20 protein-coding genes are annotated in these 20,439 nt (G+C 70.2%); 9 read left to right on the forward strand and 11 right to left on the reverse strand.

Features of this window, described 5'->3' with window-relative positions; all coding sequences use genetic code 11:
* Positions 1-327: 327 nt before the first annotated feature.
* Positions 328-750 carry a hypothetical protein gene (locus tag OG861_RS32220; RefSeq protein ID WP_330260906.1) on the reverse strand — a complete coding sequence of 141 codons (423 nt, stop codon included), beginning with the start codon at positions 748-750 and terminating at the stop codon, positions 328-330.
* Positions 751-1,206: 456 nt separating this feature from the next.
* Here OG861_RS32220 and OG861_RS32225 point away from each other — a divergent pair, with 456 nt between their 5' ends.
* From OG861_RS32225 to OG861_RS32240, 4 genes are read left to right on the forward strand one after another with little or no spacing between them, the layout of a single operon-like run.
* Positions 1,207-1,899 (forward strand): TnsA-like heteromeric transposase endonuclease subunit, encoded by a 693-nt coding sequence (locus OG861_RS32225; protein ID WP_330260907.1) that lies wholly within the window; start codon positions 1,207-1,209, stop codon positions 1,897-1,899.
* Positions 1,896-3,983: a transposase gene (locus OG861_RS32230; RefSeq protein WP_330260908.1), complete on the forward strand. Its 2,088-nt coding sequence runs from the start codon at positions 1,896-1,898 to the stop codon at positions 3,981-3,983. Before OG861_RS32225 ends, OG861_RS32230 begins: the two co-directional genes overlap by 4 nt.
* Positions 3,977-4,978 carry a TniB family NTP-binding protein gene (locus OG861_RS32235; RefSeq protein WP_330261941.1) on the forward strand — a complete coding sequence of 334 codons (1,002 nt, stop codon included), beginning with the start codon at positions 3,977-3,979 and terminating at the stop codon, positions 4,976-4,978. Before OG861_RS32230 ends, OG861_RS32235 begins: the two co-directional genes overlap by 7 nt.
* 1 nt (position 4,979) lies before the next feature.
* On the forward strand, positions 4,980-6,053 hold the full coding sequence (locus OG861_RS32240) for a hypothetical protein (protein WP_330260911.1): 1,074 nt from the start codon (positions 4,980-4,982) through the stop codon (positions 6,051-6,053).
* Positions 6,054-6,115: 62 nt separating this feature from the next.
* On the opposite strand, the gene OG861_RS32245 is transcribed toward OG861_RS32240, so the two are convergent.
* Both OG861_RS32245 and OG861_RS32250 read right to left on the reverse strand, forming a co-directional pair.
* The gene (locus tag OG861_RS32245; protein ID WP_330260912.1) at positions 6,116-6,541 is read right to left on the reverse strand and encodes a hypothetical protein; all 426 of its coding nucleotides are present in this window, start codon (positions 6,539-6,541) and stop codon (positions 6,116-6,118) included.
* A 911-nt stretch (positions 6,542-7,452) separates the two neighbouring features.
* The gene (locus OG861_RS32250) at positions 7,453-7,809 is read right to left on the reverse strand and encodes a hypothetical protein (protein WP_329203361.1); all 357 of its coding nucleotides are present in this window, start codon (positions 7,807-7,809) and stop codon (positions 7,453-7,455) included.
* 75 nt (positions 7,810-7,884) lie between these two features.
* On the opposite strand from OG861_RS32250, the gene OG861_RS32255 reads away from it, so the two are divergent.
* Entirely contained in the window at positions 7,885-8,166 is a 282-nt protein-coding gene (locus tag OG861_RS32255) for a hypothetical protein (protein WP_329203359.1), read from the forward strand.
* Between the two features lie 410 nt (positions 8,167-8,576).
* Here the strand turns inward: OG861_RS32255 and OG861_RS32260 are convergent, their stop codons facing one another.
* The 5 genes from OG861_RS32260 to OG861_RS32280 all read right to left on the reverse strand — a co-directional run bounded on the left by OG861_RS32260 (position 8,577) and on the right by OG861_RS32280 (position 12,190).
* Positions 8,577-9,968, reverse strand: a complete 1,392-nt coding sequence (locus OG861_RS32260; protein WP_329203357.1) for an amidase — start codon at positions 9,966-9,968, stop codon at positions 8,577-8,579.
* Positions 9,955-10,173, reverse strand: coding sequence for a hypothetical protein (locus OG861_RS32265; RefSeq protein ID WP_329203355.1), 219 nt, complete (start codon positions 10,171-10,173; stop codon positions 9,955-9,957). Before OG861_RS32265 ends, OG861_RS32260 begins: the two co-directional genes overlap by 14 nt.
* Before the next feature lie 177 nt (positions 10,174-10,350).
* Complete coding sequence (locus tag OG861_RS32270; protein WP_329203353.1) at positions 10,351-11,283, reverse strand: MBL fold metallo-hydrolase; 933 nt, start codon at positions 11,281-11,283, stop codon at positions 10,351-10,353.
* Between the two features lie 129 nt (positions 11,284-11,412).
* The gene (locus OG861_RS32275) at positions 11,413-11,988 is read right to left on the reverse strand and encodes a TetR/AcrR family transcriptional regulator (RefSeq protein WP_329203351.1); all 576 of its coding nucleotides are present in this window, start codon (positions 11,986-11,988) and stop codon (positions 11,413-11,415) included.
* 34 nt (positions 11,989-12,022) lie between these two features.
* Positions 12,023-12,190 carry a hypothetical protein gene (locus OG861_RS32280; RefSeq protein ID WP_329203348.1) on the reverse strand — a complete coding sequence of 56 codons (168 nt, stop codon included), beginning with the start codon at positions 12,188-12,190 and terminating at the stop codon, positions 12,023-12,025.
* A gap of 504 nt (positions 12,191-12,694) precedes the next feature.
* On the opposite strand from OG861_RS32280, the gene OG861_RS32285 reads away from it, so the two are divergent.
* Positions 12,695-13,066, forward strand: a complete 372-nt coding sequence (locus tag OG861_RS32285; RefSeq protein WP_329203346.1) for a hypothetical protein — start codon at positions 12,695-12,697, stop codon at positions 13,064-13,066.
* A gap of 394 nt (positions 13,067-13,460) precedes the next feature.
* Positions 13,461-13,889: an SRPBCC family protein gene (locus tag OG861_RS32295; RefSeq protein ID WP_329203345.1), complete on the forward strand. Its 429-nt coding sequence runs from the start codon at positions 13,461-13,463 to the stop codon at positions 13,887-13,889.
* A 1,548-nt stretch (positions 13,890-15,437) separates the two neighbouring features.
* Here OG861_RS32295 and OG861_RS34400 read toward each other — a convergent pair.
* Positions 15,438-17,102, reverse strand: coding sequence for an SMI1/KNR4 family protein (locus OG861_RS34400; protein ID WP_443056824.1), 1,665 nt, complete (start codon positions 17,100-17,102; stop codon positions 15,438-15,440).
* Positions 17,103-17,113: 11 nt separating this feature from the next.
* Positions 17,114-17,263 carry a hypothetical protein gene (locus OG861_RS32310; RefSeq protein ID WP_329203343.1) on the reverse strand — a complete coding sequence of 50 codons (150 nt, stop codon included), beginning with the start codon at positions 17,261-17,263 and terminating at the stop codon, positions 17,114-17,116.
* 484 nt (positions 17,264-17,747) lie between these two features.
* On the opposite strand from OG861_RS32310, the gene OG861_RS32315 reads away from it, so the two are divergent.
* Positions 17,748-18,428 (forward strand): DUF4232 domain-containing protein, encoded by a 681-nt coding sequence (locus OG861_RS32315; protein ID WP_329203341.1) that lies wholly within the window; start codon positions 17,748-17,750, stop codon positions 18,426-18,428.
* A 41-nt stretch (positions 18,429-18,469) separates the two neighbouring features.
* Here OG861_RS32315 and OG861_RS32320 read toward each other — a convergent pair whose 3' ends face one another.
* On the reverse strand, positions 18,470-18,985 hold the full coding sequence (locus OG861_RS32320) for a pyridoxamine 5'-phosphate oxidase family protein (protein ID WP_329203339.1): 516 nt from the start codon (positions 18,983-18,985) through the stop codon (positions 18,470-18,472).
* 881 nt (positions 18,986-19,866) lie between these two features.
* On the opposite strand from OG861_RS32320, the gene OG861_RS32325 reads away from it, so the two are divergent.
* Positions 19,867-20,028 (forward strand): hypothetical protein, encoded by a 162-nt coding sequence (locus OG861_RS32325; RefSeq protein ID WP_037792689.1) that lies wholly within the window; start codon positions 19,867-19,869, stop codon positions 20,026-20,028.
* Positions 20,029-20,439 lie beyond the last annotated feature (411 nt).

Consider the following 20,439-nt stretch of genomic DNA (forward strand, 5'->3'; position numbering starts at 1 on the left):
GAGAGAACCGCCTCGCTGCGCTGGCGGGGCTCGGCTTCGCCGAGCCAGGGCCTGCCCTTCGGGCCGGGGTCCTGCGCTTCGCTTCGGACTGTTCGGGTTCCGCTTCGCTGCACCCGAACGAGGTCCGCTTCGCGGACCCGGGCCTCCCGTACTGCGCACGGGAGGTGACCTCGTTTCACGAGGTCCGGGCCTTCGGCCCGTTGAGCGGGCCCGCTGCGCTCCCCCGCCCTGGTCCTTCCGGCTCCGCCTCCAGGACTTGAGGCCCGCTTCGCGGGCCTGGCTGGCAGCAGGGCGGGGGCTGGGGTGTTTGCTGTGGGCGACGCCCGGTCAGGGTGCGAAGTACCAGCAGTAGAGAGGCTGACGAAGGCCCTGTGCCGTGCGGGCCAGGCCCGCCAACTCCGTCAGGATCTCGACCGCTGTCTCGGCTGGCACACCCTCGTCCTTGACCGCGGCGAGCTCAGCCCATGCACCCGCAGCCTCAACGAGCCGGCCGCTGCTCGCCTGCACCAGAGCGGAGCACAGCCCGGAAGGCAGCTGGAACACCGTGAAGCCGTCATTCTTCATCGGCACCACATCACGCGAGCCTGTACCCACACCCTCTGCCAGCAGGACCTCCCAGTCCGCCACCGCATCGTCAGGGTAGAAATCCGCGCACGCGAACGAGGGAAACCCATGACGGCGCTGCCGCGGCCCAACCTGAGCAGCCACCTCATCATCCGGTGCCACGAAGAACTCGACAGTGATAGGCATAACCCGATCATGCCAGCCCCACCCCGCAGGTGTGATTCATTCTGATTCCCAGATTGAAACTGGCCTAGGGGGTATGTCGCGCTGAGGCCCAGCTCGCAGAGTGGGGTCGCCAGCCAGGGGCCATGGCGCCACTGACCAACCGGCCTGCACAGGCCGCCTGTTGTGCAGCGGAACTCATCTGGGATTCGGGACTGGTCTGGGGCCCTGCGCTCGGGTCGTCGGCTTGGGTTCCTGCAGGCCAGGGGGCAATAGCAGAGTTAAGGGGTGTGTTCGGGCTGGTCAGAGGGTGCTTCACAACATCGTGTGGCTCGGTATATCTGCGCACTGCGCAGGTTGACCGAGCCTTCTTCAATGGGCGCAAGGGCGGCTTGCCTTCGGGGGGCCACTGGGTTCGGTGGAGGGGGCGGGGTGCATCCGCGCCATGTAGACGTGCGGTTCGTCGGGCCGGACGGGGTCATGCTCCAGAGGCCGTGGCGGGCAGCCATCGGGGAGCTGCGCCTCATGGAGTGCGCGATGGTGCGTGGTTTCCCGCTGCGGCGGGGGCGGCGGTTGGCTCCGGGGTGGTGGTGGTCAGCGACCACCGGCCGTCTGGTGGGGTACGGGAGCGCGGCTATGCGGGACGCGGTCATGATGCTGGATCAGAATCCGCAGGTGGCGGGCATGGTGAGCCGTCCCCTGGAGTTCGTGTGGGAGGAGCGGGGGCGGATCGTCACCCACGCCCCTGACCTGGCCGTGAGCATGGCTGACGGGGGCATTCGTCTTGTGGACTGCCCCGGGAGCGGCGGACCGTCCGCACGGCTCGTTGGCCGGGCGCGGGTGGTCGGGGCGTGTGCTCGGGACGCGGGCTGGGAGCACCTGTTCGCGGACACCGCGGATCCGGTCGTTCTGGCCAATGCGCGCTGGCTGTCGGTCTACCGGCATCCGCGGTGTTCGGTGACTATCCCCGCCTCCCGGCTGCGCGCAGCGTTCGCCAAGCCCACCACGTTGGGCGAGGGTGCACTCCGGCTCGGAGACCCGATCGCCACACTGCCGGCCGTCTACCACGGGCTCTGGAACGACCTGCTGAGCATGGCCTGGGACCGCCCCCTGAGCGAGGAGACCCCCGTGACCGCCGTGCCAACCGGTCGGCGGAAGGAGCTGGAGCAGTGAAACGTCCGGTAGACGTCGTGGAAGTCGGGGACCGGATCCGGTTCGACGGTGGCGTCCACGTCCTGGCCGGTCTGGACGGGCCGCGCTGCCGACTGGTCGCCGAGGAGGGCTCCAGAGTGCAGGTGCTGCTGCTCACCCAAGTACTCGGTGCGCAGGACTTCGCCGTCCTGGAACCCCGCCGGCCCGGGCGGTCGCGTGTTCCGGTACACGGCCCGCTGGACGGGCTTGAGCCCGCGGTCCGGGAGAAGGCCCTGGCCTGGGAGCGGCACATCCTGGAGGTCGAGACTGGGCACATCGGGCCCCACCGGGACTGGCCGTCTCGACCCGGGTACGACCCGGCCGTGTACGGGCTTGCCGAGCGCGAGGCGACCAAGGCCGCCGAGCTGACCGCGGCCGGAGAGCAGGTCAGCGTGGCCACCGTGCGCCGGATGCGAGCCCGCTACCGCGAGCAGGGGGTGTGGGGTCTCGTGGACGGTCGCCTGACGCGGGAGCGGTCCGCGTTCGGGCGGGCCGATCCGCGGGTGGTGGCCGCGATCAAGCGGGCGCTGGAGGAGCAGCAGGGGCGTTCGACGGGGACGTTGAGCCGGCTGCGGCGCCAGGTGGGATGGTTACTCGAAGACGCCCACGGGCCCGGAACAGTGGCGGTGCCGCCGGTGGCCACGTTCAACCGGCTGGTGCGCTCCGTCGCCGAGCAGGAACAGCTCGCGCTGACAGCCGCCGGCCATCGGCGGCGGGCATCCCGGCCGGTGCCGGTGTTCACTCCGACGGTCGCGACGCTGCCTGGGGAACTGGTGATGATGGACAGCACCCTGCTGGACGTGATGGTCATGTGCGAGGACGGCCAGGCGCGGCGGCCGGAGCTGACGATGGCGGTGGACGTGGCAACCCGCAGCATCACCGCGGCCGTTCTGCGCCCGAAAGGCACCAAGGCAGTGGACGCGGCCGTGTTGCTGGCACAGACACTGGTGCCGCAGTCGATGCGGCCCGACTGGCCCGAGTACCTGTCCATGGCCGCTTCCATCATCCCCTACACGCGGCTCGCCTCCATCGACGCCCGCGTGCAGGGGGCCGCGGCCAGGCCGGTGATCCGGCCCTCAACCGTGGTCATCGACCAGGGCAAGGTGTTCGTCTCCCGCTGCTTCCTCGCCGCCGCCGAGCACCTGGGGATCTCGGTCCAGCCCTGCCCGCCCGCGTCCGGGTACGCCAAGGGGCATGTGGAGCGCGGCTTCGGGGCGATCGGCACGCTGTTCGCGCAGTACGTCGCCGGATACACCGGAAACCACCTCGCGGCGCGCGGCAGCAGCGTGGAGGACGAGGCGTGCTGGACCCTGCCCCAGCTGCAGGACCTGCTGGACGAGTGGATCGTCTGCGGATGGCAGGAACGCCGCCACGAGCGGCTACGGCACCCGCTCATGCCCCGCCTGACCCTCACCCCCAACGAGATGTGGGCCGCGCTCACCGGCATCGCCGGACACGTACCCGTCCCCCTGACAGGCGCCGACTGGACCGAACTGCTGCCATCCCGGCGCTGCGCGATCACAGACGAAGGCATCCGATTCGAACACCGCACCTACGACGGCCCCGCACTCAACGGACACCGGCACCCCTCCACCGCCGCGGACGGCAAATGGGAGGTCCACCACAACCCCTACGAGCCGTGGCGGTGCTGGGTCAGGCTCCCCGACGGCTGGGCGCAGGCCGACTGGATCCACCGAGGGTTGGTATCGCAGCCGTTCACCGACACCACCTGGCGGCACATCCGCAGCGTGGTGGCACGGCGCGCAGACCGGGCCGAACACGAAGAACACCTCGCCCGCCGCCTGGACGAACTCCTGCGCCGCGCCCACACAGGCGCCGGGGGCTCGAGCGCCGCCGGTATCGCCAGCGTCCCGGGCCAGCGGACAGGAGCCACGCGCACACGGCGACGGACTGCGGACACGGACCCGCCGAACGGCGCCGCCGAGCAGTTGCCGCCCGCGGACGGGGACACCTGCATCACCTCCGACTCGGATGCCGCCGGCGCCGCGGTATCGGCCAGGGCGTGGAACATCTTCGACGCGCACCAGGAGGCACAGCAGTGGTGACGGACGCCGACCAAGAGACGCACGACGATCCGTACGCGTCACCAAGTACCTGGCGCGAGTGGACACGGTTCGTCGACACCGAACCACCATGTCTGCCCGGGACCGGCCCCTGGAACGCCGAGGAACGCCTGGACTACCACTCCCGATTCGTAATCCTGTCCACCCCCATCATGGCCAAGATCTCCCTCACCCTGCGCCGGCTGATGATCCTCAACCGGCGGCACAACGGCACCGCCCGGCGAGGGCTGCTGATCTCCGGGCCACCGACCACCGGAAAGACCACCACCCTGCAGCAGCTCGGCCGGTCCTTCCACCTCGCCGACCGCGCCCGCCACGGCGGCCTCGACGAGCGCCTGCCAGTGGTGTTCCTGTCCGTCCCACCGGCCGCGACCCCGAAGATGCTCGTATCCGAACTGGCCCGATTCCTCGACCTGCCCATCACCACAAGCATGAACCAGGCCCGCATCACCGACATCGTCTGCGCCACCCTGCACCAGCTCGGCACCCGGCTCGTCCTGGTCGACGACGTCCACCTCCTCAACACCCGGACCCGCAACGGCGCCGAGACCTCCGACCAGATGAAACACCTCAGCGAACGCATCCCCGCGACGTTCGTCTACGCGGGCGTCGCCCTCGACGCCTCACCCCTGCTGACCGGAGTCCGCGGCACCCAGATCGCCGGCCGCTTCAAGACCGTCCGCAACCCTCCCCTGCCACACGGCAGCCCCGCCCAGCGCACAGCCTGGGAAGGACTGATCCAGGGCATGGACCAGGCGCTGCGACTGGAAGCCCACCACAAGGGCGCACTGGTCCGGCACGCCCCCTATCTCCACCACCGCACCGGCGGCCGCATCGGAAGCTTGTCCGCCCTCGTACGGGAAGCAGCGATCGCCGCCATCCTCGACGGCACCGAGAAGATCACCAAGCAGCTCCTCAACGACATCGACCTCGACGAACTCGCCGAACACACCCCCGGCACCCAAAGGCGGCGCTGACATGCCCCGAGCGCTGCCGGACCTGTCCCACCAGGCGCTGTTCCCCATCAGGCCCCTGGCCTTCGAAACCAACGCCTCATTCCTCGAACGCCTCGCCAGGGCGCACCGCCTCACCACGACCGAGCTCCTCGACGGGCTGCGCATACGCCGCCCCAAGATCTCCCCAGACCGCCAACGGATCCACGGCCCTCACGCGCCCACCGAGCTTTACCTCAACGCCAGCGCACGCACTCGCGTCAGCCAGTACACCGGCATCCCCGAGGCTCACCTCGCTCACGCCCTGCCCTGCTGGCAAGGACACCAGGACCGCGGTCCCGCCACCGCGACACGTCCAGGCGGCACCATGCGCCCCTCCGACCTGCCGGCCGTCACCGGATGCCCTCACTGCACCATCGCCCGCACCGGGCAAACCCGCCCCGTCCTGCGCTACCTCCCCCACCAGCACCTCGTGTGCGGCCGGCACCGCACCTGGGCACTGGGCCCCCACACCCTTCAGGACATGACCGTCCCCCACACCCACGTCCTCCTGCACAAGACTCCCGAGATCGTCCTCGCACACCACGCCCACCTGCGGCTGGTACGCCGCTGGGGACCAGACGCCGACGAGGCCATCACCCAGGCAGCCGGGCTCACCGAACACTGGCGCCGCCACGCCCCCAAGGCCGAACGAATCTGGCCCGCCCGCGCCCGACTCATCGGCAACGGGAAGGACACCTCCATGTGGGAAGTCCTGGCCCGCGAAGCGATCACCTACCCCGAAACCATCACCCTGGCCGGGCTCCTCGTCCGGCGGCCCTCAGCCCGCTACCACCGCACCCGGCCCGGCCAACCCCACCCCTTCCACGAAGTCGTCGCCCGGAGTCTGAACCGCCGGTGGCTCCAAGACCCCACCTACTACCCCGAAGACCTCTCCCACTTCATCCGGCACACCCCACGCCACCCCGACCACCCCACCGCCTACCGCCACCACACCAAGCCCACCCCCGGCCACCGACCAGACACCATCGAACTCACGCAACTCGGCTACCAACCACCCCCACCCCAGACCACCAGCCGCAGACAACGAGCCAGATGACGCCCAGAAACCGCCACACCGAGCCCACCCCAGGCCACCCACCAAGGCCAGATGGCTATCGATCACAGTTCGGACGGCCCAAGGCTCACCAGTCGGAAGGGCTGTCCTTCCTGCTCAGCGACGACGACCCCTGACTCGCCCTTGCAAATCCAATGGACACCGACGCGCCAACTGAAATCTCCTGGCGTACTGGCAGAAGCCCTCAGGATGAAACGCTCGGGTTCCAGATGCGAGACCCCGTACGGGAAGTCCGGCACACCCTCGGCCGGCCTCACCACAGGCGTTGGACCGCCGAGATCCACCTCGAAGGTACGCTCCTTTGGAATCTCGAAATAGGAATCGTTCAGTTCATCCTTCAGCCGGAACACGTAGCCGATCGGGGGCGGGGTGCAACGTGACTGCACCTGCACGTCGAGCTTGGTGAGGATCACAGCACGATCAACGGCAGCTTCGACAAACACGCGCACGACACACTCGTGGATGCTCACCAAGTCCAGGGAACGCACCGCTGTCAGATCCTCGGGAAGAGGGCCAACATGTCCTACAAGGATCATCTCCTGTTCAGTCCGCACAGTGAGCGGAGCTTGCGGTGTAGGGACCAGTACGGCATCTCGACCACGCATGATGGCCTTATCGGCGCCACGAGCCACGATCCCGCCGAGAGCTGAGGCGAGACCCGCGAGGACTGCAGCCACGATCCACTTGCCCACACCAGGTACAGCGACGGCTACAGCAACTGCAGCCAGCAACAGGGCGACGACGCCCACCCGCAACCAGAATCGACGAGACCCCACAGCTGCCACCTTCGACGCTTCTCCCGAGGCGCCATCGTGCCTGACGATCCACGTCAGGGAACGGACGAGACACACCTGGTTTCACTGAGAACCGACGCAACTCACCCCAGGCCCCACCCAAGCGCAGCGACACCCCCTGGCCACATACCAAGGACCAGTGAAACTGCGCAGCAACCAAATGACCTGCGCAACCAGGCCCGGTCCCAGAAACACCGCAGGTCAGACAGCTATCATGCCCAGACTCTGAGCAGATTCAGTGAGCCAGCACAGCCCCCAACTCGCTCAGTCAACCTGCACATCCCCAGGTCAGAAACGTGCCTACTGCGCAGATTCACTGACCAACGACACAGGTGTCGGCGATCAGTGAAACTGCGCAGTACTCCACCGACCTGCGCAGCTAGACCCAGTCCTAGGAACTACGCAGGTCAAACAGCTGCACGCCCCAGACTCTGCGCAGATTCAGTGAGCCAGCCAGTCGGCAACCCACTCAGCCGCACTGCACAACCCCAGGTCATAAGCCTGACGACTTCGCAGCTCTACTGACAGCCGACACTACGACGAGGGGAACGGCACATCGCCCGACCATCCTGCGCAATACACGAGTGTCACCGGTCCCACTGCCCCTTGATCGGACCCGTGGGGGGAATCGGCGGGGTGGGACGGGTCGGTGGGGTGGGCCGCTCCACGACCGTCGTCACCGCCGGCGCGGCGCCCGCTTTGGTGCAGGTCAGGATCGTGGTCACCTTCCTGCCGCCGGCGTTGGCATGCGTCTCGTCGGAGCCGCCCTGGGTGCACTTGCCGGTGTCCACCAGCGCCGGCTTCGGCTTGGACTTGTCCGATATGGCGGAGGAGACGGTGTGGGGAGCCGCGCTGGCCGATGAGGTGGTGACAGGCAGGACGAAGACGGTGGTGGCAGCCGCGAGTACGGGCAGCGTCCGGAGGAGTCGAGCGGTCGTGTTCATGGGTGGCACTCCTTGGAAGAGGGGATGAGGAGGTCGCGGACGGAGCCCGGTCACTTCAGGCTGGCCGGGTCGGCCGTGCACACCGTCTTGGTGGAGATCACCGGCGTCTGGCCCTTCACGCACGAGATCGTGGTGGTGGTCGAGCACTCACCGACCGACACCACCGACGAGGAGCTCTCGGTACTCGTACAGACCTGCGGCTTGGGCTTCGGCTTACCCTTCTCCTGCACGGCAGAGGTCGTAGTCGCCGCCGAGGCCGACGAGGTCATGGCGGGCAGAACGAAGGCTGCGGCAGCCGCAGCGAGCACGGGCAGCGTCCGGAGCAGTCGACAGGTCGGATTCACAGTTACTCCTTAGTAGAGGGGGGATGCGTTGTCCCGGCCCTGCGGGTCCCGCAGCACCGGAACCGGTACTGACTTGCAGGTGGTGACGGGGTGGCGCCTAAGAAAAGGGTGTCGCGGGGCCCGCCGGCACGACAGCCACGACGATTCGAGTCTTGACACGCCGGCCATCAAGTGCTCGCCACCCGGCGAGGAGGAAACCCCGCGGGATCATCGCACCGGGCCGCGTACCCCGAGCCGCACGTCCTCCACCACGAAAAAAGCCCGCCGACTCGAGGCCGACGCACGAACACGGGACCGGGCACCGCGGCACCGAAGCCGCCTCCCGCTGCTGGGAACACATAGGCGACCTGGAGGTGCCTACCAGCACAGACCGGGAAACACGCCGCCGAGCCCCCGGGTGCGGTGGCCGGGTAGCCGGGAAGGTCAGCCGGAGGTGGCGAGTGCCCGGGCGGGCTGTGTCTGCTCGTATGCGTGGCCGACCCGCAGGAGCGTGGGTTCTCCGAGGGGCCGGCCGAGCAGCTGCATGCCGATGGGCAGGCCCGCCTCGTCGTGGCCGACCGGAACGGTCAGGGCGGGCACTCCGGTGATGTTGGCGGGGGCGCAGAGGCGTACGTAGGCGTCGGAGACGCTCTCGGTGGTGCCGTCGGGCCAGGTGACGGTCTCCTCGTCAACCCGGACCGCGGGCAGGGGGACACTCGGGGCGGCGATCACGTCGACCTCCTCCAGCATCCGTGCCCACCGCGCGCGCATGAGCGTGCGGGAGCGCTGGGCGCGCAGGTAGTCACCGGCGCTCATCAGCTCGCTCGCCTCCAGGAGGATGCGGACGTCCTCCTGGTACCGCTCGGGGACCGCGCGCAGACTGCGCTCGTGGTAGGCGCCGGCTTCGGGCACCATCAGGCCCCACTGGGTGGCCTGGATGTAGCGGGTCATCGGGATGTCGACTTCGACGAGCCGCGCGCCCAGGGCTTCCAGTTGTGCGACGGCGTCCCGGACGGCGGTCTCCACCCGCGGGTGGACGTGGTCGAAGTAGTAGGTGCGCGGCAGGCCGATGCGTAGCCCGGTCAGGTCCGTCCCGGCACCGGGCCGGTAGTCCGCGGCGGACACGGACAGCGAGGCGGGGTCGCGCGGGTCGTGTCCGGCCAGCGCGGTCAGGACCAGGGCGGCGTCCTCGACGGTGCGGGTGATCGGGCCGACGTGGTCCAGCGACCAGGACAGGGAGGTGACGCCGTGACGGGGGACGAGCCCGTAGGTCGGCTTGAGGCCGACGACCCCGTTGAGCGCGGCGGGCACCCGGATGGACCCGCCGGTGTCGGTGCCCAGGGCGAAGGTGGCGGTGCCCGAGGCCACGGCGACCGCGGAACCGCCGCTGGAGCCGTCGGCGACCCGGCCGCGGTGGCGGGCGTTTCGGGTCTGCGGGGTGGTCAGGCCGAACGCGAATTCGTGGGTGTGGGTCTTGCCGAGCAGGATCGCACCGGCCGCGCCCAGCCGGGCGGCGACCGTGCTGTCCGCTGTTGCGCGGTGGCCGGCGCGGACCCGGGAGCTGGCGGTGGTGGCCATCCCCTCGACGTCGATCAGGTCTTTGAGCCCCATCGGGATGCCGTGCAGGGGTCCCCGGTGGCGGCCCTGCGCCACTTCGTGTGCGGCTTCGCCGGCCGCCCGGCGCGCCTGCTCCGCCGTGACCGTGACGTAGGCGCCGAGGTGGGGGTCCGCCTCCTCGATGCGGTCGAGGACGGAATCGACCAGTTCGACGGGGGACAGCCGCCGGGCGCGTATCGCGTCCGCGGCGGCGGCGAGGGGCAGTTCATACGGTTGCATCGCGCTTTTCTTCCTCGTGCTGTGCGGCGCGGTAGGCGGCGGCGGGCGGGACGTCCGCGAAGTCCAGCTCGTGCAGGACCTTGACGACGCTGTGGATGTGGTTGGCGACCGCGGCGACGGCTGCGTGGCGCTCGGCGGGGAGGACCAGGCCGGTTCGGGCGGCCCAGCGGGCGGCCTCGGGCGGGGTGAGTTCGTCAGCGGCCATGGGGTTCTGCCTTTCGGTGGAGGGGGGAGCGGTGGCGTGGCCGACGCCCGGAAGGCCGATGGGGCGGCGGCCGGCGGCTCGCGCCGGGTCGGGCGCGCACGGTTCGTCCGGCGCGCACGGTTCGTCCGGCGGACGGACCGTGCGGCGGACGGACCGTGCGGCGGACGGGCCGCGCGGTCAGGCCGCGCCGGCGGGGAGCTCGGCGCCGTGCTCGGCGAGGAGCCGGTAGCGGCCGTTCTCCCGGCGGACGGTGCCACCGGTGGGCTGCGGGAAGTGGGTACCCAGGAGCAGCGCGTCGGTGTCCGCCAGAGCGTCCAGGAGCCGGGCGCGGGTGCGGACGGCCTGGGCGGGGTCGATGTCGACGCAGCTGTTCACGTGGGGGTGGGACAGCTGGACGGGGTGGTGGATGCTGTCGCCGGTGATCAGCGCGCGGCGGTCGCTGCCGCGCAGTTCCACGGCGACTTGTCCCGGGGTGTGGCCCGGGGCGGGGAGGAGGAGGACGCCGGGGGCCACCTCGTGCCCTCGCGCGGGGACGTCCACGAGGTCGTACTGTGCGGCGTCGCGGACGGGGGTGACGGAGTCGCGGAACATCTGGCGTCGGGGCTCGTCCAGGTCGGCGGTGGCCCAGTGGTCCCACTCGGTGCGGCTCGCGAGGTAGCGGGCGTTGGGGAAGGTGGGTACCCAGTCCCCGCCGGTGAGGCGGGTGTTCCAGCCGACGTGATCGGTGTGCAGGTGGGTGGTGATCACCAGGTCCACGGACTCGGGCGGGAAGCCGGCTGCTGCAAGGCGCTGGGGGAAGTCGGTGCGAAGGCCGTTCCAGGCGGGGTTGGCCCGCGGCTTGTCGTTGCCGATGCCGGTGTCGACGACGATCCGCAGCCCGCCGGCCTCCACGGCGAAGCTGTGGCTCGCCAGCCGCGGCACGTCGGCGTCGGCGAAGTCGGGGCGCAGCCACGGTGCCTCGTCCAGAACCTCCCGGGTCGCGTCCGGCAGCAGCCAGGGCCCGGTCTGGCGGGGCAGTTCGACCTCGTCGACGCGTCGCACGACGAGATCGCCGAGGTTCCAACCCGTGCTGGCGCGGGAGTCGGCCGGACGGGGCGTGGCGGTGTCCACCGGCGGGTCCTTTCTGTGGGGCGGGCAGGGACACGTCTCACCTACGACCAACAAACGCAAATTTTTTTGCGTTTGTTGGTCGTAGGTGAGAGTAGGCCTCACGCCCCTCGAAAAGCAAACGTTTAGCTTTTAGCCGCCCGAGGCCGGCCTTGGGCCGAGCACCGCCGCCACGAGACGGTCGGTGTAGGCCGACGACAGGTCCGAGGGGCGGAACAGGATGCGGTACAGGAGGGGGGCGACGACGGCGTCCAGCAGGGTCTCCACCTCGGGCACGGCCTCCCCGCGCCCGGCCGCGCGCACCCCAATGGCCTTCAGCTGCTCGGCGGCGTAGTCGGAGCAGCGCAGCGCATTGCCCTGCTCGGGATCCCCCAGCAGGGCGTCGCGGACGTACGTGCGGCCCGCCATGGAAGACATCTCCTCCGCGAACTGCACCGCCCACGCCGCCAGGTCCGCCCGCAGGTCACCGTGGTCGGCCGGCGGGGCATCGGGGCGCAACCGTTCGACGGCCACGTCCGACAGCAGCTCCCGCAGGTCCCCCCAGCGCCGGTAGATGGTGGACGGCGTCACTCCCGCGCGGGCTGCGATCAGCGGCACGGTGAGCGCGTCCCGGCCCACCTCTGCCTCCAGATCACGGACGGCCTGGTGCACGGACTGCTGGACGCGGGCGCTGCGCCCGCCGGGGCGCGAGGTGGGTCGGGCACTCATACGCCCAGCTTAACGCGAAAGAATTGCGTCTGCGTCAACCACCCGCCCCCGTCGACCACGGGGCGACTCGGTCGACGAGTACGCCTACCGGCAGCGCGGCCAGGCAGCGGCAAGCGGTCTTCGCCCGGGCCGCGAGGGCCGCGAGGACGCTCACGGCGTAAACGATGCCGCACATCAACGGCACCAGGTCGTCAGCGGTCACATCCACGCGCACGACGGGGGCCTCGCGCGCCCGCCGAAAGATCCGCTTCCCCACGGTCGACAGGGCCTGCTTCAATCGCCACCATCACCGGAATCTCTCTGAAAGCCCAGCGGCGCAACACGTCCACAGCTTCCGGGCCCAGGTGCGCGCGCCCAACCCCGGCAAGCGCCCACTCCTCTACGACCGCGCGCAGACCCTCGTCTACCCCAGGCGGCCGCACCCCTGCCGCCGCTGCCCCAACCCGGCGACCTCCTGACCGACGCCGAGGCCCCCGGCCTGGACCGCGCTGAACCGCGCGGCCCGGCGGCGGACGCCGTACGGCCAGTGGTGTGACTGAGCGGCTCAGGTAGCGGGTTTCGCCAATTGAAGCGGTCAGCTGTCGCGCATCCCCAGTAGTACGGGGCACATCGGGAAGCGATGGTGCAACGGCGGCATCCCAAACCCCTGGCAGTCAGCCGCGCGCCGTGACATCGTCCGCAGGTGACCGACGCTGCTGGTGAGGCAATGACCTCAAGACGCCCGGACGACCGTGCTGCGTCCGCCCTGCGCTTCGCGATGGAACTCATCGCGTGGGTGGCCACACCCTGGGCCCTGGCCAGCCACTCATGGCTGCTTGCCGCCCTGTCCGTGGTGGCCCTGATCGGCCTTCCGACGTTGTTCTCCACCCCGGGGGACAAAGCCAACGTGATCATCGCTGTGCCGGGCTGGGCCACGATCCTGCTGGTGCTGCTCCAACTCGCCGCGGCCGTGGTCTCCTCGTGGCTGGCCTGGCCCACCTGGGCGGCGGTCCCCGTGACCCTGCTGGCCGCCGCCACCCTCGCGACGGAGCGTCGACGCTGGCGATGGCTGGTTTCCACGAACCGACTCGCCAACTGAAGCGCTCACCCGCTGCGTCCGTCGGCCAGTTGAGCCGCGGGGCGGCTATGAGCCGCCTGGCGGCACCGGGAGCGCGAGGGGCAGCCGGACCCGAAGCTAGGAGCGCCAGACGACTTGCAGCGTGGCTTCCTGGCGCAGATTCAGTGAGTCAGCCAGTCAACAACCCACTCAGCCAAACTGCGCACCCTCAGGCCAGGAGCGTGACACCGCCGCCATCGCTCGGATCAAAACCCCCATCGGAATCACGGAGATCACGGGCAAGGAACCCGCCACGATCGTGGTGAGCGTCGCGGCCGACCTGCTCCGGACCTTCGAACAGGAAGAACGTGCTGAGTGAACGTCACCACGCGACTGGCCGTACCGTGGGGGATCGGCTCCGAAGAAGGGAACGCGCGTGCGGTACAGGGTGACGGTGGATGTCGCGGCATCACCGGAGCGGGTGTGGGAGGTGCTGGCCGACATCGAGGGCTGGCCTCGCTGGACGGTGTCGAAGACGAGCGTACGGCTGTTGTCCGGCGGCCCGGTGGCGGTCGGGAGCGAGGCGGAGGTCCGGCAGCTCAAGCTGGCGACCGAGGTGTGGCAGGTCACCGAGATGGAGGCCGGGCGCAGCTTCGAGTGGCGCTCCCAGAATCCGGTGTTCACCACGATCAGTACGCACCAGATCGAGCCGCTCGGCGCGGGCCGGTCCCGCGTCGTGCTCGGCCTGCAGCAGAAGGGTTTCATGGCGCCGCTGCTCGCGCTGGCGTACGGCAAGCTGACTCGCCGGTACGTCGACATGGAGGCGGCCGGGCTGAAGCGGTACTGCGAGGCGATGGGCGGCTGAGCGCACGGGGCCGGAGCCCCGCACCGCCCGTCTCAGGCGCGCCACTTACGGAAGACGCGCCGTACTGAGGTGCCGCGCCTGAGCATGCCGCGGCACCGGAGCACGGTCCTGAACTGGATCGTGGCCGTCCCGGCCAGGCCCGCGGCGGAACCGGGCGGCGACATGACGACCAGCACGGAACAGATCACCGGCGAAACGGGCGCCCTGGATCTGATGCGCTGGTACCTCGCCGCTGACCCGGAAGCCGTCGTTGCCGCCGCGGCGGCGGGCGCCGTGAGCCCGACTGCGGGCCGCCTGCATGCACCAGCGGGCCTCGGGGCTGCTGACCGAAATGCTGGCCGCCATAGCCCTGCCCGCCGGCCTACGTCCAGTCACTGGCCGAGGATCTGGCCGCGACCGGCTGCAAGGTGGAGAACACGGTGCCCGGATGCGGCATCCAAGTCCGCGGCTTCCTCTCCCGCAGCCTGTACGTCAACAAGATGTTCAACTACATCGGGCTCGGAACGGGGGTACTGCCCCTGCTCCTGGGCGCGTTCGTCGCGGGCCCGCTGATCGGGCGCGAGCTGGGATCGGGGACCTACCGACTCCAGTGGACCCAATCGGTCAGTCCGGCCCGCTGGCTCGGCGCCAAGCTGGCGGTGCCGGTCGCCGGCGTACTCCTCGTCCTCCCCGCGTTCGTGCTCCTCGCCGCCTGGATCCGGCGGGAATCGGTGAGCACCTGGTATCCGCTTCAGTGGAACGACCTCGCCGTCTACCAGGTGATCGGGCCGGTGGCGGTGAGTTACGCCCTCCTCGGCATCGCGGTCGGCGCCATGGCCGGCCTGATGATCGGACGCACGGTACCCGCCATGGCAGCGGCCGTCACCGCGGTCGGGCTCATCTCGGCTGCCCTCGTCCTCGAACTCCTGCGGACCCCGCGCGGCGGCGAGAGCGGCCCGGCCCCGGTTCCCGCCGGCGACCGGAACCCCGACGGCCTGTCGTGGCTCGTCCGGCCCGGCGGGCTGCGGCCCTGGCAGACATCGGTCAGCGACTACCGGATGATCCTCGTCGAAGGCGTAGCCCCGGACGAGCTGCCCGCGCTGCTCGGCTCATCGCCCGGCACGGTGCTCTCCCCGCCCCTGCGGCAGTGGGATGTCACCCGGCACCACCGATCCGGCCAGCAGGTCTTCTCCAGCTACGACGACAAGGCGCTTCTCAGCGTCGGACGGGCCGGGTCGGGCTGGAGTTTCGCCTTCGAACAGGACCCTTCCGCAGGATTCGACACCGCGCGCTTCGTCTCTCCCGCGCCGGCCGCCTCGGCCGGCGGAGGGTGGGCGATCGTGATCTGGCACGAGTGGCGCCAGGGCATCGCGCTCTTCCACATGTCGGCCGCCAAGGGTGGCACCCTGCGCTACGCGTTCACCGTGCGCGCCGGGACGCTCGAAGCCACCGTCGGCGACGTACCTGCCGAACTGACCTCGGCCACCCTCGGGTTCGATGCCCCCGACGGGGACGGCCAGGCCGCGGCGGCAGCCCGCGTCCTGGACGCCATCGCCCGCCTCCACGGTGTCACCCTGCCTCGCCCTCACCGAGGGCCGGCTGCACACCTTCGAGTCGCTCTCCTGGAGCCGCCCTCCCGGCCCCGGAGAGGCGTACATGATGATCAGCAGCAGCTAACCCCGCTGGCCCCGGCCTCGGGACTGGTTGGACCAACAGAACAGTGGGTGGCGGCAGTGATGATTCCGTTTGTGGGTCTCGTAGATACAACCAGTTGCGAGAACTGCTCTGTACCGCTTGTGTGTACCGCCGGTACACACAAGCGGTACACGTCAAGCGCTGTCGGTCACGACGTCTCCATGTTGCAGCGGTCAGCGGTGCCGGCGGCGCAGGAGCGCGAAGGCCGAGACGATCGCGGCGGCGGCGAGGGTCAGCACGAGCGCGCTCTCGACCAGTTGCAGCGGCCAGAAGTGGGACTCGGGGTGATAGCGGGTCCCGATGAATTCGACCGGACCGGAAATGTCCCCCTCGCCCCCGCGCGCGGGCCCGTCGAGGGTGGGCCAGAACCAGGGGCGGATCAAGGCGCCGTTCCGCGGTCAGTACAGGGGCGAGCAGCGGGTCAGCGAGCAGGCCCACCGGCGCGATGTGGCCCGGGCCGAGCGGCTCCCACAACGGGATCGCGGCACGCAGAATGTGCCAGGCGGCATCGGTGTCGCCCCACCGGGCCTGCTCGCGGGCCTCGTGGACGGCCGCGCCGAACGCTCCGCCGGGCCGGTAGCGGTACGCCCCCTCGCGTACGGCGCGCTGGATGTCAGCTGCGGCCCGGGTGGTGTCGGGGAAGATGGCAGGGTCGGAGTAGTGCCAGTCCTCCGCGGGCCGGCCCCTGTTCAGCAGATCGGCGGCCGTCAAGGGGAGCTGTTCGCTGAGGAAGCGTGGGTTGTCGGGGTGCGGGGGCTGGACCCCGCACCCACGCGATCCCTCCAGCTGCGCTATCTGATTCAGGAGTTCGAGCGCGTACGGCCGGCCGTACTTCTGCGCTTCCTCCAGCAGGGCGGCCGCCTCTTCGTGCCGGCCGCGCAGTGCTGCGGTCCGGGCCCGGGATACGGCGGCGTCCTGGGCCCGGGTCGTCCCGTTGACGAATGCGGGGCCGTCCTCGCCGTCCCGGCCGGGCGCGTGCGCGTGGAACTCCTGGTGCATGGCGACCATGAACGCCGCGAACGACGGATACCGCTCAGGGTCCCCCTCGGCCCGCCAGGAAGCCCACACCCGCACCGCCCACTCGCCATCCGGTCCCACGTCCTGCGGGTCGAGTAGCACGAAGGTGATATCCGACTCGACGTCCAGTTGCAGCGCCCGGGACCACAGGCCCACCTGCGCCCGCACCTCCTCGGGGTTGTCCTCCTCGCCCCAAAATTCGTCGAAATCCTCGCCGAGGCCCATCGCGTCGTCGTGCCAGTGCGCCTCGCGGGTGCCGGCCAGTTTCCACACGAAGGCGCCGGCGTGCCGCCAGCCGTCGCTGACCCGCAGGAACTCGCGGTAGGAGGGCGGCATCGCGCGGCCGAGCCGGTTCTCCATCGCAGCGACGTCTGCCTCGGTGGCCGGATCGACGCCGAGCCATCTGCCCTGCCATGCTGCGACGTCGTCGGGGCTCAGCTCTTCAACGTCACCGTGCGCGTCCGCCCACTCCTCGCTCCACCGGGCCAGAAAGTTCCGCCAGTCGACATGTTTGATCTCCATGCCGGTGATCCTCACAGCGGGCACCGACAACGGGGTGTCGCGATGTCATCCGGCACCGCAGGACTCCACATAGCCGAGACCTTCACCAGGACGGCTTCGTCGAACTTGACGAGGATGCGGCGCTCGCCGCTGCGGTTGTTGAGGTACACGCGTTCCATCATGATTCCTCCTCGGTGGCTGGCTGTGGTGCGGTGGGGATCAGCAGCTGCTCGTGACGAGCGTGAGGGCGGCGGCGACCGTGTCGGCCAGGGGGCATCGTCGGTGGCAGCCCGGCCGTACTCATCCGCACCCGCCACAACGACGACATCGCCCGTCTGTCGACCTCGCCTGGTGGTGGGACTGGCCCGCAGAGCACCTCACCGCACGCTCCGGGCCGTCATGTCCGGCACCGTCGACGACCTCGAAGAGATCGCTCCCCGGACCTGAGCACCGGCCCTCACGAACAGCACACGAGGAGGGGGCGAACGTTGCCTGAGGCGGCACTGGCTCACGCCGCGGGCGCGGCGCGCCGAGGTGATCGTGGTGGACTCGGCAACACACCGTCATCAACCTGTGAAGGTTCTGCGGGACGCTGGTGCTCAGCTCGCATCCTCAGGCCCAGTCCAGCCGGCGCACTTCGCGCTTCTCATCGGGGGGAACCACACCATGAGCACCGTACGCAGAGCCGCTGCCGTCCTCGCCGCCGTATCCGCACTGGCCGCCCTGACTGCCTGTGGACCCTCCGAGGACACCGCGGGGGGCGGGGCCGGCGGGTCGTCCGCGAGCCCGGCGAAGTCCGCCACGCCGGCCGCACCGCCGACGCCGGCCAAGCCGACCGCGTCGGCCAAGCCGTCGACGACGTCGAAGCCGGCGAAGCCGGCGAAGCTGCCGAAGCTGCCGAAGCCGACGAAGCCCTCCACCGATCCCGGCTTCGACGTCTTCCCGTGCAGCACGTTCGACGTGAAGTTCACCGCGACCCTGGCGGAGCCCACGACGAGCAGCTACCTGCTGAAGATCACCAACAAGGGCACCAAGGCGTGCAGGGCACTGGGGCATCCGATCGTGGCCTTCGGGGACCTGGCCGGCCAGGCCACCGAGCGCGGCACGGCTCCCGGCGTCGAGGACGCGATCAGGCTCGACCCGGGGGAGTCGGCGTACGCTGGGCTGATGGGCGGCGCCAACGACGGCAAGGGCAAGACCGTCAACTCGATCGGGCTGACCATGAACACGGAGTCGGACCTGGAGCAGACCCCGCTGAAGGCGTCGACTCCCGGTCTGTACGTCTCGCCCGACAAGAACTCCGTGACGGCCTGGATGGACAACGCCGAGGACGCTCTCAGCCTCTAGCGCTGTGTCGCGCGTGCCCTGGACCCGCCCGGCGCCGAAGCTCAGGCGAAGCGCCAGCGGGTCTGGCTGTACGGGGCCTTGCCGAAGCCGAAGACCGTGCGCGGGGCGACCGCGAAGACCACCGCCTCCCCGGCACCGGGGTTGACGAAGACGCCGTCGCCGACGTCGAAGTGCCATTCCGCGCCGTACTTCGCCTCCCACGCCGCGGCGAGCGCACGCAACCGTCCGGCGTCGGTCACCCTCACCGCCTCGCCCTCGACGACCAGGTCGAGGCCCCCGTGGAGGGAGTTGCTTCCGGTGGTGAGCGCGACGTTCGGATTGCCGCGGAGGTTCTCGGCCTTGCGCTCGGACGGACCCGTGCAGAAGTGAAGCGCGCCGTCCGCCCAGACACCGATGAGCGGCGTGACGTGCGGGCGCGCGTCGGGACGTACCGTCGTGAGCCAGTACAGCTCGGCCGCGGTCAGCTCCGCCACGGCCGTCGGCCACGGGACGGCGGCCGCCTCCTCGTCGCTGTAGCGCTCGTCCAACCGGGTGTCGGGCACGGGTGAGGTGTTCATGGGCCTCCAGCCTCGCCCGCAGGTGCGGAGAGTGCACGGCCGACATGCCCGTGCCTTCGGACGTCACCCGATCGGTTTCGGGCGCCGGCCGGCGGCGGCCAGGCCGTGGCGGCGGGCCACATAGATCAGGTACCGGTTGCGCTCGGGGTTGGGACAGTCGAGGGGCAGCCCAGGACCGCCCTGCCCGTCGACACGTCAAGACCGAACTCGACGTTGGTGGTCATGCCCGGCATGGTGCGTCCATATGAGAGTGCGCCGCCTGCCCAAGGGGCCCACTCCTGGCGGGCCCCTTTCGCAGACCGGCCCGCCAAGCCGGGTGAGGCGCAGGCCTCCCGACCCGAAACGGGACCGCTCCGCCACCCGCACCTCCCCCGGCACCGCCAACGGCCCCGTGCCGGGGGAGGTCAGCCGGCGCAGCGACGCCCCGAACTCCCCCGCCGCAAATCCGCCAGTGCGTTGGCGTCCTCGTCGGTGGACCAGCCGGACAACCCGTCAGGCCGTCGGCCAGGGCCGGCCACCGGTCATCGAGGCGGAACCGGCGCATCACGCCCCCGGGGGTGGCCAGCACCTGTGAAGCGACCGTCGCCCCCGCGGGGACTCGATCTCGGCGTGGGCTGGCAGCCGGGCAACAACTCGACCGCCGGCATCGAGGCGTCCACCCCGTACGCCACAGGCGAAGGACGCGTCGTCGTTCCCGGGGCACACACCGAGCCCCCCGAGTGATACCACCCCGGTCACGGCCCGGCCGGTCCGGCACGGCACAGTGCGGTGCGATGCGATGCGGCGGTCTCTCGTGCCCGGATGTCGGGATAAGAAACGCATAAGATCGAACGCATGGGCGGGCAGGAGCAGGGCAAGCGAGGGCTCGGAGGTTGATAACTATGGTTCCCCTGCTTCTCGTTCTTCTGCTGGCTCTGATCCTCTTCGGCGCGGGATTCGCGGTGAAGATCCTCTGGTGGGTCGCCATCGCCGTCCTGGTGCTGTGGCTCATCGGCTTCGTCGCCCGACCCAAGGGCGGCAGCGGACGCTGGTACCGCTGGTAGCAGCACCAGCCGACGTCACTTTCACACCAGCGCAGCGGTACAACGGCGGCGGCCCGTCCCCAGAGCGGGGGCAGGCCGCCGCCGTTTTACCGTCGGGTCCGCAGGCACCCAGTGCGCGGTAAAAATCCCAGGTACGGGGTATGCGCGCGGCAACCGGGAGAGCCGCCGGGACGCAGCAGGGGGAACCTGCTCACCTCCAACCACCAGCGGCCCTCCCGGCCCCGCCCCCCGGCAAGACACGCCCGGCACCGGGCAAGGAGACCGCTGCGCGCCGCCCGCGCTCGCACCGCCCTAAGCGGTGCGCCGGTCGAGGCGCTGCCTGCGCGATCGGGAGGGGTGGCCGGCAGGACACCCGGCCCGTCTCCGGAACGAGGAAGGTCTCGTCTCCTTCCTCTGGAAGGAGACGAGACC

This window comes from Streptomyces sp. NBC_00539 (assembly GCF_036346105.1).
GTDB lineage: Bacteria > Actinomycetota > Actinomycetes > Streptomycetales > Streptomycetaceae > Streptomyces.

What these genes read in the sequence shown, in the direction of transcription:
- OG861_RS32325 (WP_037792689.1), top strand. Translation starts at nt 19,867, where the DNA reads ATGGTTCCCCTGCTTCTCGTTCTTCTGCTGGCTCTGATCCTCTTCGGC.
- OG861_RS32250 (WP_329203361.1), bottom strand. Translation starts at nt 7,809, where the DNA reads ATGAACACGACCGCTCGACTCCTCCGGACGCTGCCCGTACTCGCGGCT.
- OG861_RS34400 (WP_443056824.1), bottom strand. Translation starts at nt 17,102, where the DNA reads ATGGAGATCAAACATGTCGACTGGCGGAACTTTCTGGCCCGGTGGAGC.
- OG861_RS32225 (WP_330260907.1), top strand. Translation starts at nt 1,207, where the DNA reads ATGCTCCAGAGGCCGTGGCGGGCAGCCATCGGGGAGCTGCGCCTCATG.
- OG861_RS32240 (WP_330260911.1), top strand. Translation starts at nt 4,980, where the DNA reads ATGCCCCGAGCGCTGCCGGACCTGTCCCACCAGGCGCTGTTCCCCATC.
- OG861_RS32315 (WP_329203341.1), top strand. Translation starts at nt 17,748, where the DNA reads ATGAGCACCGTACGCAGAGCCGCTGCCGTCCTCGCCGCCGTATCCGCA.
- OG861_RS32220 (WP_330260906.1), bottom strand. Translation starts at nt 750, where the DNA reads ATGCCTATCACTGTCGAGTTCTTCGTGGCACCGGATGATGAGGTGGCT.
- OG861_RS32265 (WP_329203355.1), bottom strand. Translation starts at nt 10,173, where the DNA reads ATGGCCGCTGACGAACTCACCCCGCCCGAGGCCGCCCGCTGGGCCGCC.
- OG861_RS32310 (WP_329203343.1), bottom strand. Translation starts at nt 17,263, where the DNA reads ATGATGGAACGCGTGTACCTCAACAACCGCAGCGGCGAGCGCCGCATC.
- OG861_RS32275 (WP_329203351.1), bottom strand. Translation starts at nt 11,988, where the DNA reads ATGAGTGCCCGACCCACCTCGCGCCCCGGCGGGCGCAGCGCCCGCGTC.
- OG861_RS32285 (WP_329203346.1), top strand. Translation starts at nt 12,695, where the DNA reads ATGACCTCAAGACGCCCGGACGACCGTGCTGCGTCCGCCCTGCGCTTC.
- OG861_RS32320 (WP_329203339.1), bottom strand. Translation starts at nt 18,985, where the DNA reads ATGAACACCTCACCCGTGCCCGACACCCGGTTGGACGAGCGCTACAGC.
- OG861_RS32260 (WP_329203357.1), bottom strand. Translation starts at nt 9,968, where the DNA reads ATGCAACCGTATGAACTGCCCCTCGCCGCCGCCGCGGACGCGATACGC.